This window comes from Georgenia sp. SYP-B2076, from assembly GCF_003991205.1.
GTDB lineage: Bacteria > Actinomycetota > Actinomycetes > Actinomycetales > Actinomycetaceae > Georgenia.
In genome coordinates, this window is the sequence record NZ_RXOZ01000036.1 from 144,919 (window position 1) to 159,022 (window position 14,104).

Annotated in this window: 13 protein-coding genes; 4 read left to right on the top strand and 9 right to left on the bottom strand. The window is 75.0% G+C overall.

The window, feature by feature from the left end; all coding sequences use genetic code 11:
* Positions 1-30: 30 nt before the first annotated feature.
* From EJK16_RS18085 to EJK16_RS18105, 5 genes are all read right to left on the bottom strand, one after another.
* Positions 31-702 carry a DUF1345 domain-containing protein gene (locus EJK16_RS18085; RefSeq protein ID WP_240646152.1) on the bottom strand — a complete coding sequence of 224 codons (672 nt, stop codon included), beginning with the start codon at positions 700-702 and terminating at the stop codon, positions 31-33.
* Positions 699-1,523 (bottom strand): hypothetical protein, encoded by an 825-nt coding sequence (locus tag EJK16_RS18090; protein ID WP_127131876.1) that lies wholly within the window; start codon positions 1,521-1,523, stop codon positions 699-701. Before EJK16_RS18090 ends, EJK16_RS18085 begins: the two co-directional genes overlap by 4 nt.
* A 40-nt stretch (positions 1,524-1,563) precedes the next feature.
* On the bottom strand, positions 1,564-3,171 hold the full coding sequence (locus tag EJK16_RS18095) for a bifunctional lysylphosphatidylglycerol flippase/synthetase MprF (protein WP_164737408.1): 1,608 nt from the start codon (positions 3,169-3,171) through the stop codon (positions 1,564-1,566).
* Positions 3,172-3,401: 230 nt separating this feature from the next.
* Positions 3,402-4,538, bottom strand: coding sequence for an esterase family protein (locus EJK16_RS18100; RefSeq protein WP_127131879.1), 1,137 nt, complete (start codon positions 4,536-4,538; stop codon positions 3,402-3,404).
* Between the two features lie 59 nt (positions 4,539-4,597).
* On the bottom strand, positions 4,598-5,593 hold the full coding sequence (locus EJK16_RS18105; protein WP_127131881.1) for a stage II sporulation protein M: 996 nt from the start codon (positions 5,591-5,593) through the stop codon (positions 4,598-4,600).
* A 19-nt stretch (positions 5,594-5,612) separates the two neighbouring features.
* Here EJK16_RS18105 and EJK16_RS18110 point away from each other — a divergent pair, with 19 nt between their 5' ends.
* From EJK16_RS18110 to EJK16_RS18120, 3 genes are all read left to right on the top strand, one after another.
* Entirely contained in the window at positions 5,613-6,482 is an 870-nt protein-coding gene (locus EJK16_RS18110) for an RDD family protein (protein ID WP_127131883.1), read from the top strand.
* A 495-nt stretch (positions 6,483-6,977) separates the two neighbouring features.
* Positions 6,978-7,817, top strand: a complete 840-nt coding sequence (locus tag EJK16_RS18115; protein WP_164737409.1) for a ChbG/HpnK family deacetylase — start codon at positions 6,978-6,980, stop codon at positions 7,815-7,817.
* Positions 7,818-7,910: 93 nt separating this feature from the next.
* Positions 7,911-8,750, top strand: coding sequence for a carbohydrate deacetylase (locus EJK16_RS18120; RefSeq protein ID WP_127131887.1), 840 nt, complete (start codon positions 7,911-7,913; stop codon positions 8,748-8,750).
* Positions 8,751-8,774: 24 nt separating this feature from the next.
* Here EJK16_RS18120 and EJK16_RS18125 read toward each other — a convergent pair whose 3' ends face one another.
* Together EJK16_RS18125 and EJK16_RS18130 are read right to left on the bottom strand one after the other, a co-directional pair.
* The gene (locus EJK16_RS18125; protein ID WP_127131889.1) at positions 8,775-9,503 is read right to left on the bottom strand and encodes an ATP-binding cassette domain-containing protein; all 729 of its coding nucleotides are present in this window, start codon (positions 9,501-9,503) and stop codon (positions 8,775-8,777) included.
* A gap of 110 nt (positions 9,504-9,613) precedes the next feature.
* Positions 9,614-10,699, bottom strand: coding sequence for a DMT family transporter (locus EJK16_RS18130; RefSeq protein WP_127131891.1), 1,086 nt, complete (start codon positions 10,697-10,699; stop codon positions 9,614-9,616).
* A 107-nt stretch (positions 10,700-10,806) separates the two neighbouring features.
* On the opposite strand from EJK16_RS18130, the gene EJK16_RS18135 reads away from it, so the two are divergent.
* Positions 10,807-11,349, top strand: coding sequence for a CGNR zinc finger domain-containing protein (locus EJK16_RS18135; RefSeq protein ID WP_127131893.1), 543 nt, complete (start codon positions 10,807-10,809; stop codon positions 11,347-11,349).
* Positions 11,350-11,697: 348 nt separating this feature from the next.
* On the opposite strand, the gene EJK16_RS18140 is transcribed toward EJK16_RS18135, so the two are convergent.
* Both EJK16_RS18140 and EJK16_RS18145 read right to left on the bottom strand, forming a co-directional pair.
* The gene (locus EJK16_RS18140) at positions 11,698-12,933 is read right to left on the bottom strand and encodes an ABC transporter permease (protein ID WP_127131895.1); all 1,236 of its coding nucleotides are present in this window, start codon (positions 12,931-12,933) and stop codon (positions 11,698-11,700) included.
* Complete coding sequence (locus EJK16_RS18145; protein ID WP_127131897.1) at positions 12,930-13,829, bottom strand: ABC transporter ATP-binding protein; 900 nt, start codon at positions 13,827-13,829, stop codon at positions 12,930-12,932. Before EJK16_RS18145 ends, EJK16_RS18140 begins: the two co-directional genes overlap by 4 nt.
* Positions 13,830-14,104 lie beyond the last annotated feature (275 nt).

Here is a 14,104-nt window from a genome sequence, read left to right on the forward strand (position 1 = left end):
CCGCCGCATCGGCTGGCGTAGCCGACCCGCTCAGCCGCCGAGCCCGGCCACGAGGTTGATCGTCGCCGCGATGACCACGACCCCGAGCACGTACGAGATCAGCGCGTGCTGCAGCACGCTGGCGCGCATCGTGCCGGTCTGGATCTGCGTGTCGCTGACCTGGAAGGTCATGCCCACCGTGAAGGCGAGGTAAGCGAAGTCCAGGTACCGGGGCTGCGGTGTGTCTCCGAAGTCGATCGGCCGGTCGCCGCCGGTGTAGAACAGCCGCGCGTACCGCGTGGTGAACGTGGTGTGCACGGCCGTCCACGCGACGGCGACACTCGCGACGCTGAGCGACGCCTGCGCCCCCGTGCCGCCGTCGGACGGGGAGCCGTGCGCGAGCAGGAGTGCCACGGCGCCGAGGCTGGCCACGGCGGACCCGAGCACGATCAGGTGTGCGGCCGTCCGGCCCGGGTCCTCCCGGGCGGCGTGCGTGGCGGTCGCGGCGGCGTCCATCGGGCCGATCGTCATCCACATCCACGCCACGTAGATGACCCCGCCGGCGATCCACCCGGCGAGGAGCCCGACCCGCCAGCTCGCGGGCACGCCGACCGCCAGGCCGCACGCGGTCCCCACCAGGAACGCCACGGCGAGCCGCACGGCCGCCGGGAGTCCCAGCCCGGCCGCGGCGCCCGGTCCGCGAGGCCCCGCCGACGAGGTCATGGCCGAGGGTAGCCCGTCTCCGCCGCCTGGGACGGGCTGAGGGCCAGCGTCACGCACCCGGCGACGGCGAGGGCGATGGCGGCCGCGGCGGCGAGCTGCCAGCCGGGCCGGACCGAGTCGCCCAGGGCCCAGACGCCGACCAGGGCAGGCACGAGGATCTCGACCACCCACAGCACCGCGGTGGCCGCGCCGACGTTGCCGCGCTCCAGGGATCTGGCGTAGGCCATCAGCCCAACCAGGCCGAACGCCGGGATCGCCCACACCAGCGGGTCCGTGAGGAGCCCGACCGGGCCCGCCCCCGCCGGCCCGGGCCCCTGTATCGCGCGGGCGCACAGCGCCGCGCCCGAGAAGGCGGCGCCCGCGACCGCGGCGAGCGCTGGCCATCCGCCGCGGCGGTACAGCACCAGCAGCGCGAGGACGCACGCGCCGAGCCCCGCCAGGACGGCGCCGGTGAAGCCGGCCGGCGCCGCGCCGGCGGACTGCGCCCCGCCTGCCGCAGCCACGACCGCGAGCGCGGCCGCGACGGCCACCACGGCCAGGAGGTCCCGGCCGCGCATCCGGGTGCCGAGGAAGACCCGCGCGAGGAGCACGGTGACTGCGAGGGATCCGGCGAGCAGGGCCTGCACCACGAAGAGCGGCAGGGAGCGCAGCGCCAGCAGCGAGGCGAGCCACGCCACGAGGTCGCAGCCCAGCCCGGCGAGGTACAGGGGGTGCCGCAGCGCCGCGGGGCCGCTGGCGCGGGCCGTCGCCGCGGCCTGGAGCACGGAGCCGGCGCCGTACCCGAGCGTGCCGAGCAGCGCGGCGGCCAGCCCGAGCGTCACGGCGCGACCCGGCCCAGCACCGCGGCGGCCAGCCCGAGCGTCACGGCACCCGCCCGAGGAAGCGCCCCAGCACGGGCACCTCGGTGATGCCCTCGACGTTAGCGATGGCCAGCCCCTGGGCGGCCAGGAGGTCGACCGCGCCGACGGCGGCGTAGCGGGGCACCCAGGTGGGGTGGTACTTGGCGTTGAACCGCCAGAGCGACTCGATCTGCATCCGTTCCGAGGCGCGGTGCAGCACCCCGCGGGCGAGCCGGCTGCGCGCCCTGGTGCCCTGGCCCGCGACCACCGTGCGCCACACCGCGAAGTTCAGGCCCAGCGCGGCGCCGCCCTCCTCGCGCACCCGGTAGATCGACTCGATGGCCAGGAAGTCGATGACCCCGTTGGGCACCTCCGGCGCGGTGCTGCGGCGCATGACGTCCAGGGACCAGCCCGGCAGCAGCGGGGCCGGCACCCACTGGATGAAGGCCCGGGCGCGCCCGGCGGAGTCCCGTGCCACGGCCACCAGCACCCCGGCGTCGGCCGGGTCGACGAGCCGCGACAGCGTCATCGAGAAGCCCCGCTCGCCCTGGCCCCGGCGGCTCTGCGCGGCCAGGGCGAGCAGCTCGGCGCGGGCTCCGCCGTCGAGCGCCGCGACGTCGTGGAAGGTGGCGGTGTAGCCCGCGGCGACCAACCGCCGGTGGTCCCCGCGCAGGCCCCGCATCGCGCGACCGGCGAGCGAGAAGGTCGCGGCGTCCACGATCGCCTCGTCGCCGAGGTAGACGCCGCGCAGGCCCGTGGCCTCGTAGATGCTCAACCAGTCCTGGGCGGCGCCGACCACCGCCACCGACCAGCCCGAGCGCTCCGCGTGGGCCATGAACTCGGCCCAGATCTGCTCCCGTTCCTCCTGGGGACCGATCGGGTCGGGCGAGACGAGGCACACGCTGCCCCGGACGGCGTGGGCGACCACGCTGCGGCCGGCGAAGAACCACTGCTTGTCGTCCCGGAGCGCGAAGAAGTCCAGGCTCCCTCCGCCGTACCGGGTCACGACCGCCCGCGCCCGCTCCCGCTCGCGGCGGTGCGCCTCGCCGGTCAGCGGCGCCGGGCCCCGCGGGGCGAGCAGCAGCCACGCCACGCTGCCGAGCAGCCCGAGCCCCACGGCGGCGAGCACGACGGGGGCGAAGCGCCCGGCGAAGGGCAGCGGCACGGGGCCCCAGCCCCCCAGCCGCCCGACGACGGCGCCCGCGAAGTCGTCGAGGTCGCCCATGCGGTGCGGCGCCGTGCGCAGGGCCAGCGCCAGCGCCACCACGAGCACCGTGACCAGGCCACCGGCGCCCACCGCCACGGCGCGGACGGCGGCCCCGCGGGTGGGCAGGACGGGGAAGGCGCGGTGCTGGGTCGCCAGCCACACGGCCCCGGCCGCGGCGAGGACGGCCTCCTCGACGTCGAGGCCCTTGGTCACGTGCAGCACCACCGAGCCGGCGAGCAGCGCCTCGGCGCCGCCCCAGGCCAGCCGGTGCCCGGAGCGCAGCCCCCTGGCCGTCAGGAGCAGGGCGAAGGAGACGAACACCAGGGTCAGGGCCGCCGTCTTGGGCACCACGAGCGGCACCACCTCCAGCAGGGTCTCGACCCGGCCGCGCAGCGGGGGCGACGCCGCAGAGAGCAGGCCCACAACGCCCAGGACGGCGACCGTGTACGTGGCCCAGCGACGTGAGCGGTCCCGTCGCCGCCACTCCCCCTGTCCGCCGTCGCCCGCTTGATGTGCGCCCGGCCGGGTTCGCCGGACGCCCGGGCGCGGCGGCCGGACCGGGCGCGGGGACTGGCGCGGCGGCCCGGTGGGGCGGCCCGGGTGGGCCGCATCGACGTCAGGCTCCTGCGCGGAGTGCGCGGCGTCCTCGGCCCTCATGGCGCGGCCGGCGGCAGCTGGGCCTCCGCGAAGGCCAGGGCGTAGGGCAGCCCGGCGACCGCCTCGCTCCAGCTGTGCCGCTGCCCGGCCTCGACACGGAAGTCGACGTGCTGCCCGCGCGCGGTCAAGGCGTCGGCGAGCGCCCGGACCGTCCGCACGTCCGGGCCCGTCGCCCCGCCGACGTCCAGGAACACGTTCATCGTCTGCGGGAAGGCCAGCGTGCGGATGTACACGCTCGGGGAGTTCGCCCGGAACTTCGCGGCGTCGCCTCCCAGCAACCGGCGCAGGTTCCCCACGCCGGGGTCCCCGTAGGGCTCGAGGGCCAGGATGGTGGCGTACAGGTCCTGGTGGCGCAGGCCGACGTTGAGGGCGCCGAAGCCGCCGGAGGACATCCCCCCGAGGACCCGGTCCCGGCGGTCCGGGACCGTCCGGTAGTGCGCGTCCACGTACGGCACGACGACGTGGGTGTAGTACGTCTCCACCTGCGGGCCCCTGACGACGTCGAGGCTCTCGGTGTCCCCGGTGAGGCCGCCGCCGCAGTCCATCGCGACGACGATCGCCGGCCGGCTCGCGGGCGCGGCGCTCAGAGCGTCCATGACCAGGTCGACCCGGCCGCTGCGGAACCAGTCCGCCGTCGTCCCCGGCGAGCCGTGGATCAGGTAGATCACCGGGTAGCGGCGGGACGGCGACCGGTCATAGCCCGGCGGGGTGTAGACGTAGGTCGTGCCGCCGCCGATGCCGAGCGCGGGGGCCGCGATCCGGACGACGGAGACGTGCCCGCCGGTCACGGGACCGGCCGCCGTCGCGCCGGCGGGGGCCAGCCCGACGGCCTGCTCGAGCGCGCCGACGGTCGGCAGGTAGCCGGCGTAGGCGTTGACGTAGGCGCCGGCGGACAGCGCCACGAGGCCGGCGATGCCCACCACCCGGACCGTGAGCCGCAGGCGGCCCAGACGCCGCGGACGCCGGCCGCGCCGCAACCGCCGCAGGAGCATGACGCCGAGCACGGTGGCCGCCAGGACCAGCACGGTGCCCGGCACGGGAGTCGTCAGCAGCCCGTGCTGGTGCGACAGGTGCTCCAGCAACGGTGCCGGCATACCTTCGCCGGAGCTGCCCGGCGCAAGTCCTGCGACCATGCCTCTAGTAGAGCGCCATCATGCTGGGAACGCCCTGAGAACGGCGGCCCCGGCCCGGCTCAGCCCGCCTGCGCGAGCGTGTGCCCGGCGAGGTCCTCCGCGAGGTCGCCGGTCTCCCCGGCGGCCACGGCCCGGCGGCCCAGCACGAGCGTGTACGCCCAGTACCCCGCCAGCACGAGCGCACCGATGGCGATCTTCGCCGCGGTCGGCAGCCCGGACGGGGTGACGAACCCCTCCACCAGGCCCGAGACCGCCAGCACGAGCACGAGCCCGACCGCGACGGTGATCAGGGAACGCCCCTCCTCGGCGAGCGCCCGCGAGCGCGTGCGCCGCCCGGGCACCACCGCCGTCCAGAACAGCTTCAGCCCGGTGCCGCCGGCGACGAAGATCGCCGTCAGCTCCATCAGCCCGTGCGGCAGGATCAGGCCGAAGAAGACCCGCAGGTCGCCATAGGTCGCCATGATCGCCGCGGCCTGCCCCACACCGACGGCGTTGGCGTAGAGCACGTACGCCGGGAAGACGCCGGTGATCCCCAGGCCGATGCACTGGGCGGCGATCCACGCGTTGTTCGTCCACACCTGCGCGGCGAAGTCCGGCGCGGGGTAGTTGGAGTAGTACGCGGCGAAGGCCTCGTCGGCGTACCGCTGCAGCTCGCGCGGCGGGCCCAGCTGCGCCACGGCCGCCGGCGTCGCGGCGTTCCACCAACCGACGGCGACCGCGAGCGCCACCCACACGACCATCACGCCCACCGTCCACCACCGCACCCGGTAGAACGCGGCGGGCAGGGCGGAGGTGAGGAAGTGGGCGACGTCGGACAGGCGCAGCTCGTGCGCGCCGGCGACCCGGCCGCGGGCCTGGGCCAGGAGCGCGGACAGGCGCCCGACCAGGTGCGGGTCCGGCGCGGAGGTGCGCACCGCCGAGAGGTGCCCGGCCGTGGCCTGGTACAGGCGGACCAGCTCGTCGGCCTCGGGCCCGCTCAGGCGGCGCTGCTTGCTCAGGTGCTCCAGCCGCTCCCACTCGGCGGCGTGCACCGCGGCGAAGGCGTCGGTGTCCACACGGGTTACCCTGCCACACATGAGCAGCACCTTCCGGACGGGCCCGGAGGCCACCCTCGCGCGCGCCCGCCTCCAGGAGGACCTCATCGTCACCGGTGAGGCGGTCGCGCTCGAGCTGCGGCCGGCCTCGGTGGGTGTACGGATCCTCGGCGCCCTGGTCGACGCCCTCGTCTACGTCCTGGCCGCCGTCGGGTTGCTGCTGGCCGCCACCAGGCTGCTGGAGACCCTCAACCCCGCCCAGCTCGGCGTCGTGCAGGTGAGCACGTTCGCGGTCGTCATGGTCATCGGCCCCACGCTGGTCGAGACGCTCAGCCGCGGCAGGTCGCTCGGGAAGCTCGCCGCCGGCATCCGGATCGTGCGCGACGACGGCGGTCCCGTCCGGTTGCGTCACGCGCTGGTGCGCGCGCTGGCGGGCGTGGGCGAGCTGTGGCTCACGGGCGGGGCGTTGGCGATCCTCTCTGCGGCGGTCAACCGGCGCGGCAAGCGGCTCGGTGACCTCCTGGCCGGCACCTACGCCGTGCGCGTGCGCGGCGGCGCCAGACGCCACGAGCCCCTGTCGATGCCCCCCGAGCTGGCCGGCTGGGCCCGCGGCGCCGACATCCGCGCCCTCCCGAACGGCCTGGGCCTCGCGGCGCGCCAGTTCCTCTCCCGGATGTCCCGGATGACGCCGCAGGCACGGGCGGAGATGGGCACACGGCTGGCGGCGCAGGTCGAGCCGTACGTCTCCCCGCCGGCGCCGTGGGGCACATCTCCCGAACGCTTCCTCGCCGCGGTGCTCGTCTCGCGCCGGGACCGCGAGTACGCCGTCGCGCTGCGCGCCCGCGAGCGCGACGCCGCGGAGGCTGCCCGCATCGAGCGCCTGCCGTACGGCATCCCCGACTCCCGCTGACTTGTCATGCGCGTGACAGCACCTCCCACCCGTGAGACGTCAAGTCCTCGCAGCGGCCATTCCTCACCCGCGAGACGTCAAGTCCTCGCAGCCGCCGTTCCTCACCCGCGAGACGTCAAGTCCTCGCAGCGGCTCGCCGAAAGGTTCCCGCGAGCTTGACCCGAATGCCCCACGGATGACTCGAATGCCCCACGACTGGGGCTGATGTTGCGATCTCCAGGCGCCGACCCGCCACACCCGTCCCACCAGCCCCACTCGTGGGGCACATGGACAGCTGGCGCCCCGGCGCGCCGCCGCCTCAGGGCGCCGGGTCGCCCGTGTGTCACTGAGCACCCTGACCGGAAAAGGTTCCGCTGCGCCGCCGCAGCGATTACCGTCGCCCCATCCCATATCAGCGGCGCGCCCTCGGGGCGCGCGGCCGGCCCCGCGCCGGCCCGCCGGTGTGCCCGGCCGCCGGCCGGGGATGTCTCGTGCCAGACCGGAGCGCCCTCGCCCATGACGCGTCACCTCGTGGTCACCGCCGACGACCTCGGCCTCGACGCCGACACGAACCGCTCGATCGTCGGCCTCATGCGCGAGGGCCTCGTCACCGCGACGACGCTCATCACCGTCGCGCCCGCGGCCGCCGACGCCGTCCGGCGCGTGCTGGCCGCGAACGTCCCGGTCCCCAACCTGCACGTCACGCTCACCAGCGCCCGCGAGTTCCGCCCCTGGCGGCCGCTCGCGCCCGACGTCGCCTCCCTCACGGACGCGAGCGGCGCCTTCCACATCGCCCCGGCCCGGGTCGGGGCGCGGGCCTCGGCCGACGACGTCGTCCGTGAGATGGCCGCCCAGCTGCGCTGGATGCACACCGCCGCGCTGCGCCCCGCGGTGCTGGACTCGCACTCGGGCAGCCTGTACGGCGTGCGCGGGCGATCGTTCCTCTCCGCGGCGCTGGACTTCTCCGCCGAGCACGGCCTCGGGTTCCGGTTGCCGCGCCGGCTGCCCGGCCTCGTCGGGTGCGTCGTCCCCCGCCGGCTGCGCCGCCGCTACGAGGACGCCGTGGCCGGTGCGGAGGCCCGCGGGGTCCGGCTGCCCGAGACGATGGTCAGCTCCTGGCTGCCGGGCACGCTGGTGCTGAGCTACGCCCAGCTGCGCGCCAGCGTCCTCGCCCAGCTCCGCCGGCTGCCCGAAGGCGTCTCGGAGCTCATGCTCCACCCCGCGCCCCCCAGCGCCGCGCGGCGCCTCCACCCGGCGGAGGGCCGCAAGCGGGTGTGGGAGCTGCGGCTCCTGCGGGACCCGCTCCTGGCCCGGACGCTGCGCCGCGAACGCATCGAGCTCGTCCCGGCCTGGTAGCCGGCCGCCCGGAGGCGCGGCGCTCCGGGCGGCGGTACCCTCCCGAGCAGCCGCGCTGACGCGCCGCACGGATGAGCACCCGGAGAGCCCCCGATGACACGCCGGCTGGTCGTGACCGCGGACGATCTCGGTCTCGATCCCGACACCAACGAGGCCATCGCCGAGCTGCTCGCCGACGGCCTCCTGTCCGCCACGACGCTCATGCCCGTGGCCCCGGCCGCCGACGACGCCGTCCGACGCGTGCTCGCGGCGGGCCTGCCCGTCCCCCACCTGCACGTCACGCTCACCGGCGCCCGCGAGTTCGCGCCCTGGCACCCCCTCGCCCCGGACGTGCCGTCCCTGACGGACCCGAGCGGCGCCTTCCACCTCGACCCGGCGCGCGTCGAGAGGGCGGGCACGCCCCGGGACGTCGCCCGCGAAGTGACGGCGCAGCTCGCCTGGATGCGGGCGGCCGGGCTGGGGCCGAGCGCGCTCGACTCCCACTCGGGCACGCTCTACGGCATGCACGGGCGCTCGTTCGCAGACGTCGCGGTGGAGCTCTGCGCCGAGCACGACCTTGCCCTGCGCATCCCGCGCCGCCTGAGCCGGGTCGTCGCCCTGGCCCTGCGCGGCCGGTTCCGCCGTGAGCACGCCCGCGCCGTCGCCCTGGCCGACGCCCTCGGCGTCCGGCTCCCCGAGGTCATGGTGGGGTCGTGGCTGCCCGGCCGGATGATCCTCGGGTACCCCCAGCTGCGCGCCGAGGTCCTCGCCCAGCTGCGCGCCCTCCCGGAGGGCACCTCGGAGCTGGTGCTGCACCCGGCCCCGAAGAGCGCCGCGCGCCGCCTCGCGCCGGCGGAGGGCAAGAAGCGCCTGTGGGAGCTCCGGCTGCTGCGGGACCCGGCCCTGGCCCGGACGCTGCGCCGCGAACGCATCGAGCTTGTGCCGGGCTGGTGATGGCCCGCCCATGGGCGCGGCGGGTCACAGGTGCCGCAGGTATCTCTCCGGCGCGTCGAGGAACGCCCGCCAGCTGGTGACGAGGTCGAGGTCCTCCCAGGCGGTCGGCCGGAGGCCCCAGTCACCCACCTCGTAGATGTCGGCGCCGGGGAGCGCCGCGAGGAGCGGCGAGTGCGTCGACATGATGACCTGGGAGTCCCCCTCGGCGACGAGATCCTTGAGCAGCCCCACGAGGGCGAGGCACCCGGAGAAGGACAGGGCGGACTCCGGCTCGTCCAGCAGCCACAGGCCCGGCCCCCGGAAGCGGTCGATGGTCAGCTCGAGGAACGACTCCCCGTGCGACATCTCGTGGAAGCGCAGGTCCTCGCGGTGCACGGAGGTAGTCGGGTTCTGCTCCAGGTAGGTGAAGAACCCGTGCATCGTCTCGGCGCGGAGGAAGTAGCCGCGCCTGGTGGTCCCCGCGTTCCGCAGCAGCTTAAGGTGGGCCCACAGCGCCGACTCGGTGGGGCGGCTGGAGTGTCGCGCCCCCGTCGAGCCGCCCTCGGGCGAGAGCCCGTACGCCAGCGCGATGCCCTCGACGAGCGTGGACTTCCCGGACCCGTTCTCGCCGACGAAGACCGTCGCCGGCCCGAGCTCCAGTCCCTGGTCGAGCACCTGGGCGACCGGCGCCAGCGTGGCCGGCCAGACGCCCCGGTCCAGGACGTTGTTCGGGTCCTCGCCCAGCCGCCGGACGGGGACCGTGTCGAAGCGCATGCGGTCATCCTGGCAGCAAGGCCTGACGCTCAGGGGTCCTCGGCCGCTTCCGCTCGGAGGTCGTCCCCGCACCGGCCTCGTGCGCCCCTCCGCTCAGGGGCCGTCCCCGCTCAGGCCTCGTACGCCTCTCGGCGGCCGGCCGGCCGTCGGGCCACGGCGACGGCGCCCGGGCCGCCGCCGTCGTCTCCGGCCGGCGCCGCCCGATCGGCAGGCGCGGCGAGACGTGGGCCGGTGAGCTCGTCGTAGCGCACCGCCACGACGCCCGCGACGATGAGGACGCCGCCCAGGAGCTGGACGGGCAGCGGCAGCTCACCGAGCATGAGCCAGGCGAACAGCACCGAGAACATCACCTCGGTGAGCCCCAGGAAGGACGCCACCTTCGAGCCCAGCCGTCGGGTGGCCGCGATGCCCGCGGCGTAGGCGAAGGCCGCGGCGACCAGGCACAGGGCCGCGACGGGCACCAGCCACGGCATCTCGGCCCCGGCGAGGACGACGGGACGCGAGGAGGTGGTCATCGGCATCAAGCCGACCAGGCCCGCCCCGGCGAGGGCGGCCGCGGCCACGACCATGCCGCCGGCCGCCAGGACCAGCGGCGGCAGGCCGGTGGTCTCCCTGGCCGAGAGCACGAAGTACACGGCGAGCCCGACGGCGGCCCCCAGCCCCCAGAGGACGCCGCCGAGGTCGACCCGCATCCCGCCGGTGACGTCGAGGATCAGCATCAGCCCGCCGACCGCCAGCACCATCCCGAGGACGGTCCAGCGGCGGGGGCGCTGGCCGTGGCGTGCCCACAGCCAGCCGACGACGAGCACCAGGCCGAGGTACTCCAGGAGCAGGGCGACGCCGACGGACAGCGTCGTCACGGCGTTGAAGAAGAAGAGCTGGCACGCCGCCATGGAGATCAGGCCGTACGCCACGATGAGCCCGGCGTTGCGGCGCAGGAGGTGCCAGCGGCCCCGCAGCGCGAGCAGTGCCGGCACCAGGAGGGCGAAGGCGGCGCCGCTGATCCGCACGGTGACGGCCGCGCCGGGCGACCAGCCGGTCTCGAGCAGCGACTTCGCCAGCGAGCCGGAGGTCCCGAAGGCCGCCGCGGAGGCCAGCGCCAGCCAGATGGCCGGGCCCTGGTGGCGGGGCGCCGCCGTGCGGCGACGGTCCCCTGCACCCACGCCGTCCGGCGCGCGGCCCTGGCCTCGTGGCATGGTCCCTCCCAGGGCGGACTGCCGGCGCCACACGGCCCGACGGAAGATGTCATGAGTGAAACTCGTTACACTCATGACGGTAGGCCGCGACAATGTCAGGAGTCAACGTGGTTTTCGCTCGTGACGCTGAGGAGGCGCTCATGACCGCCGCGGCCCTCGTCAACACCCTCGGCGAGGACGGGGACACCCTGGTCACCGAGTCCGACCTCGACGACTTCCTGGCGCGCTGGCCGTTCACCGGGAGTCGCACCCACGACGCCGCCGAGGTAGCGGCCGTGCGCGCTCTGCGTCCCGTCCTGCGCCGGCTCTGGACGTCCGGTGACGCGGATGTCGTCGCCGCCGGCGCCAACGCCCTGCTCGCGGAGGCGCGGGCGCTCCCCCAGCTCGTGCGGCACGACGGGTGGGACTGGCACCTGCACGCCACGGCCCCCGATGCGCCCCTGGCCACGCGGATGGGCGTGGAAGCCGCGATGGCCCTGGCGGATGTCGTCCGCGGCGGCGAGCTCGACCGGCTGCGCGTCTGCGCGGGCGAGGACTGCCAGGACGTGGTGATCGACCTGTCCCGCAACCGCTCACGCCGCTACTGCGACTCCGGCTGCGGGAACCGCGCCAACGTTGCCGCCTACCGCGCCCGCCGCGCAGCGTCCTGATCAGTCCGCGGCTGCGCGCCGCGGCACCATAACCGCCCCGGCGGCGTGCAGCTCGGTCATGCGCGATCGGATCGCGCCACAACCGCCGTCCCACGCCGGCCCACGCCGGCCCACGACCAGGCCCGGACGCGGCGTTTCCTTGGAACCGCCTCATCCGGGCCTGGTCGGCCCGAGACCCGAGGGAGGGCTATGTGGCGCGATCCGACCGGCCGGCCGCTACTGCGACTCCGGCCGCGGCAACCGGGGCGAATGTCACCGCCTACACCTCGAACGCCGCCGCCCACCGGGCCCGCCGCGCCGCGCCCCGATCCCTCCGCGCGACGCGGCGTCCGTTCGTTCGTTCAGGGCTCAGGCCTCCAGCTTCATCGCCTGCCGCCAGCTCAGCGCGGTGCCTGACTGCATGACGGCGCGCTGGTAGATGCGCTCGCCCAGGCGCAGCAGCAGGTACGCCACGACGGCAGTCAGCACGAGCGACGCGAACGGCTCCCACACCGGGACGTCGCCGCCGAGCACCCGGATCGGCATGGCCACGGAGGACACCACGGGCACGTACGAGGCGACCGTGAGCCAGACGCCGTCGGCGAACAGACCCGCAAACAGCGCGACCATGATCACCGTGATGACGGGACCGGTGTTGGACTGCAGGTCCTCGCTGCGGCTCGCCAGCGACCCGAGCACGGCCCAGACGGAGGCCAAGGCGGCGAAGCCCGCGACGAAGAACGCGATGAACCAGCCGGACGCACCGAGGATCCAGCCGATGTCGCCTGCCACGCCCGTGACATTCACCGTAACGAGGCCGACCACCGCGTACAGGGCGATCTGGGCGAAGGCGAGCATGGAGTTGCCCAGCACCTTGCCGTAGAGCAGCTGCCGGATCGGGATCGCGGTTGCGAGGATCTCCACCACCCGGTTCTGCTTCTCCTCCAGGACGGAGTTGGCGATCGTCATGCCGAAGACGATGGCCGCCATGTAGAAGAGGAACGCGAAGACGAATCCCACCGCCTCGGCCAGGCCGCTGCGGTCCTCGCCCACCAGCAGCTCGGTGGTGATCTCGGTGCCGGCGGTGAGCTGGGCGACGGTCGTCCCCGCCGCCTCGGCGTTCGCCTCGAGCACGGCCGCTCCGACGCCGTCGCTTAACGCGCCGGCAAGCGCACGATTGACCCCGTCGTTGCCGATGACGGTCCACCCGTCGGGGCCGGCGATCAGCGCCGCGTCGACCTCCTCCTCACCCACCGCCGCGCGGGCCGCGGCCTCGTCGGGGTACTCCTCCGCGGCCAGGGTGTCGCCCGAGTCGCCGGACTCGATCGCGGACCGGCCGGCATCGACGGCCGCGCGGCCCTCGGCGGAGGTGACGGCCACGGTGAAGTCGGTCGTCCGGCCCCCGACGAAGGCGCCGACGCCCGCGCCTGCGACGATCATGACGAGCGTGAGGCCGGTGGAGAGCATGAAGCTGCGGTTCGTCAGCTTGACCACGATCTCCCGCACGGTCACCACCAGCCACGGGTGCTTCACGCGCGGCGCGTCGTCCGGGCGCTCGCTTGGCGACTCCACACGGTGGTCCGGCGGCGTGGTCGTGGTGGTCATCGGACGACCTCTCGGTAGATGTCGGACAGGGACGGGACGAGCGGCGTGAACTCGGTAAGCCCACGCCCGACAGCCCGGGCCAGCACGCGCTCCTGGGTCGCCGGGCCGTCGAGCTCGAGGATCGCGCGGGCGCCGTCGACGTCGACGACGCGGACCCCCGGCTCCTCGCGCAGCCACCCGGCGTCGGGGACCGTGGCGATGCGGAACTGCCGTGAGCCGCGTGCCCGCAGCTCGTCGCCGGTGCCGGCGGCCATGACCTTGCCGTCGGAGAGGACGACGAGGGAGTCACACAGCCGGTCCACGAGGTCGAGTTGGTGGCTGGAGAAGAGGACGGGTACGCCTTCGCGCAGTCGGTCGCGCAGCAGGTCCACCATCGAGTCCACCGCGACCGGGTCGAGGCCGGAGAACGGCTCGTCGAGGACGAGCGCCGTCGGGTGGTGCAGCAGAGAGGCGACGATCTGCACCCGCTGCTGGTTGCCGAGGGACAGCGACTCGAGCTTGTTCTTCAGGCGCCCGCCCAGGCCGAAGCGGTCCAGCATGCGGGTGGCCTCCGCGCCGGCGTCGCGCCGGGTCATCCCGCGCAGCTGACCGAGGTAGGTGAGCTGATCGATGATCGACTGCTTGGGGTACAGGCCGCGCTCCTCGGGCATGTAGCCGAACCGCGCCCGGTCCCGGGCGGTGATGGGCCGCCCGCCCCAGAGCACCTCGCCGCCGTGGATGGCGAGGACGCCCATGATCATGCGCATGGTGGTCGTCTTGCCGGCACCGTTGGCGCCGACGAAGCCGGTCATCCGTCCCGGCTCGACGACGAAGGAGACGTCGTCCACGGCAGTGTTGTCCCCGAAGCTCCGGGTGAGGTTCCGCACCTCTAGCGCGGGTGGTGGCTGGTGGCTCATGTCGGTCGTCCTTTCGTGTTTCGTCCGGCCAAGCCTAGGAATCGGTCGGCCTCCGCCGCTTCCCCCGCCCGGCGGACTTCCCGGGCCCCGCCACTCCCCCACGCGATGGAGCGGCGGCCTGAGCCGGACCTGGGCTGTCGCGGCACGCGCGCCATGCACCACGAGGTGGCCGGCTGGGTGGCCGCCCGCCACTTCGAGCTCACTTTCCGGCGGTAGAGGACCGGGCCCCAGCGCGCTAGTCGCCGCGCAAGCCCGCGCCCGCGGCGGGGGAACCC

Excerpts from the sequence above, each read along its gene's own strand:
- EJK16_RS18130 (WP_127131891.1), bottom strand. The coding sequence starts at position 10,699 with ATGCCACGAGGCCAGGGCCGCGCGCCGGACGGCGTGGGTGCAGGGGAC.
- EJK16_RS18125 (WP_127131889.1), bottom strand. The coding sequence starts at position 9,503 with ATGCGCTTCGACACGGTCCCCGTCCGGCGGCTGGGCGAGGACCCGAAC.
- EJK16_RS18115 (WP_164737409.1), top strand. The coding sequence starts at position 6,978 with ATGACGCGTCACCTCGTGGTCACCGCCGACGACCTCGGCCTCGACGCC.
- EJK16_RS18140 (WP_127131895.1), bottom strand. The coding sequence starts at position 12,933 with ATGACCACCACGACCACGCCGCCGGACCACCGTGTGGAGTCGCCAAGC.
- EJK16_RS18110 (WP_127131883.1), top strand. The coding sequence starts at position 5,613 with ATGAGCAGCACCTTCCGGACGGGCCCGGAGGCCACCCTCGCGCGCGCC.
- EJK16_RS18120 (WP_127131887.1), top strand. The coding sequence starts at position 7,911 with ATGACACGCCGGCTGGTCGTGACCGCGGACGATCTCGGTCTCGATCCC.
- EJK16_RS18145 (WP_127131897.1), bottom strand. The coding sequence starts at position 13,829 with ATGAGCCACCAGCCACCACCCGCGCTAGAGGTGCGGAACCTCACCCGG.
- EJK16_RS18085 (WP_240646152.1), bottom strand. The coding sequence starts at position 702 with ATGACCTCGTCGGCGGGGCCTCGCGGACCGGGCGCCGCGGCCGGGCTG.
- EJK16_RS18100 (WP_127131879.1), bottom strand. The coding sequence starts at position 4,538 with ATGGTCGCAGGACTTGCGCCGGGCAGCTCCGGCGAAGGTATGCCGGCA.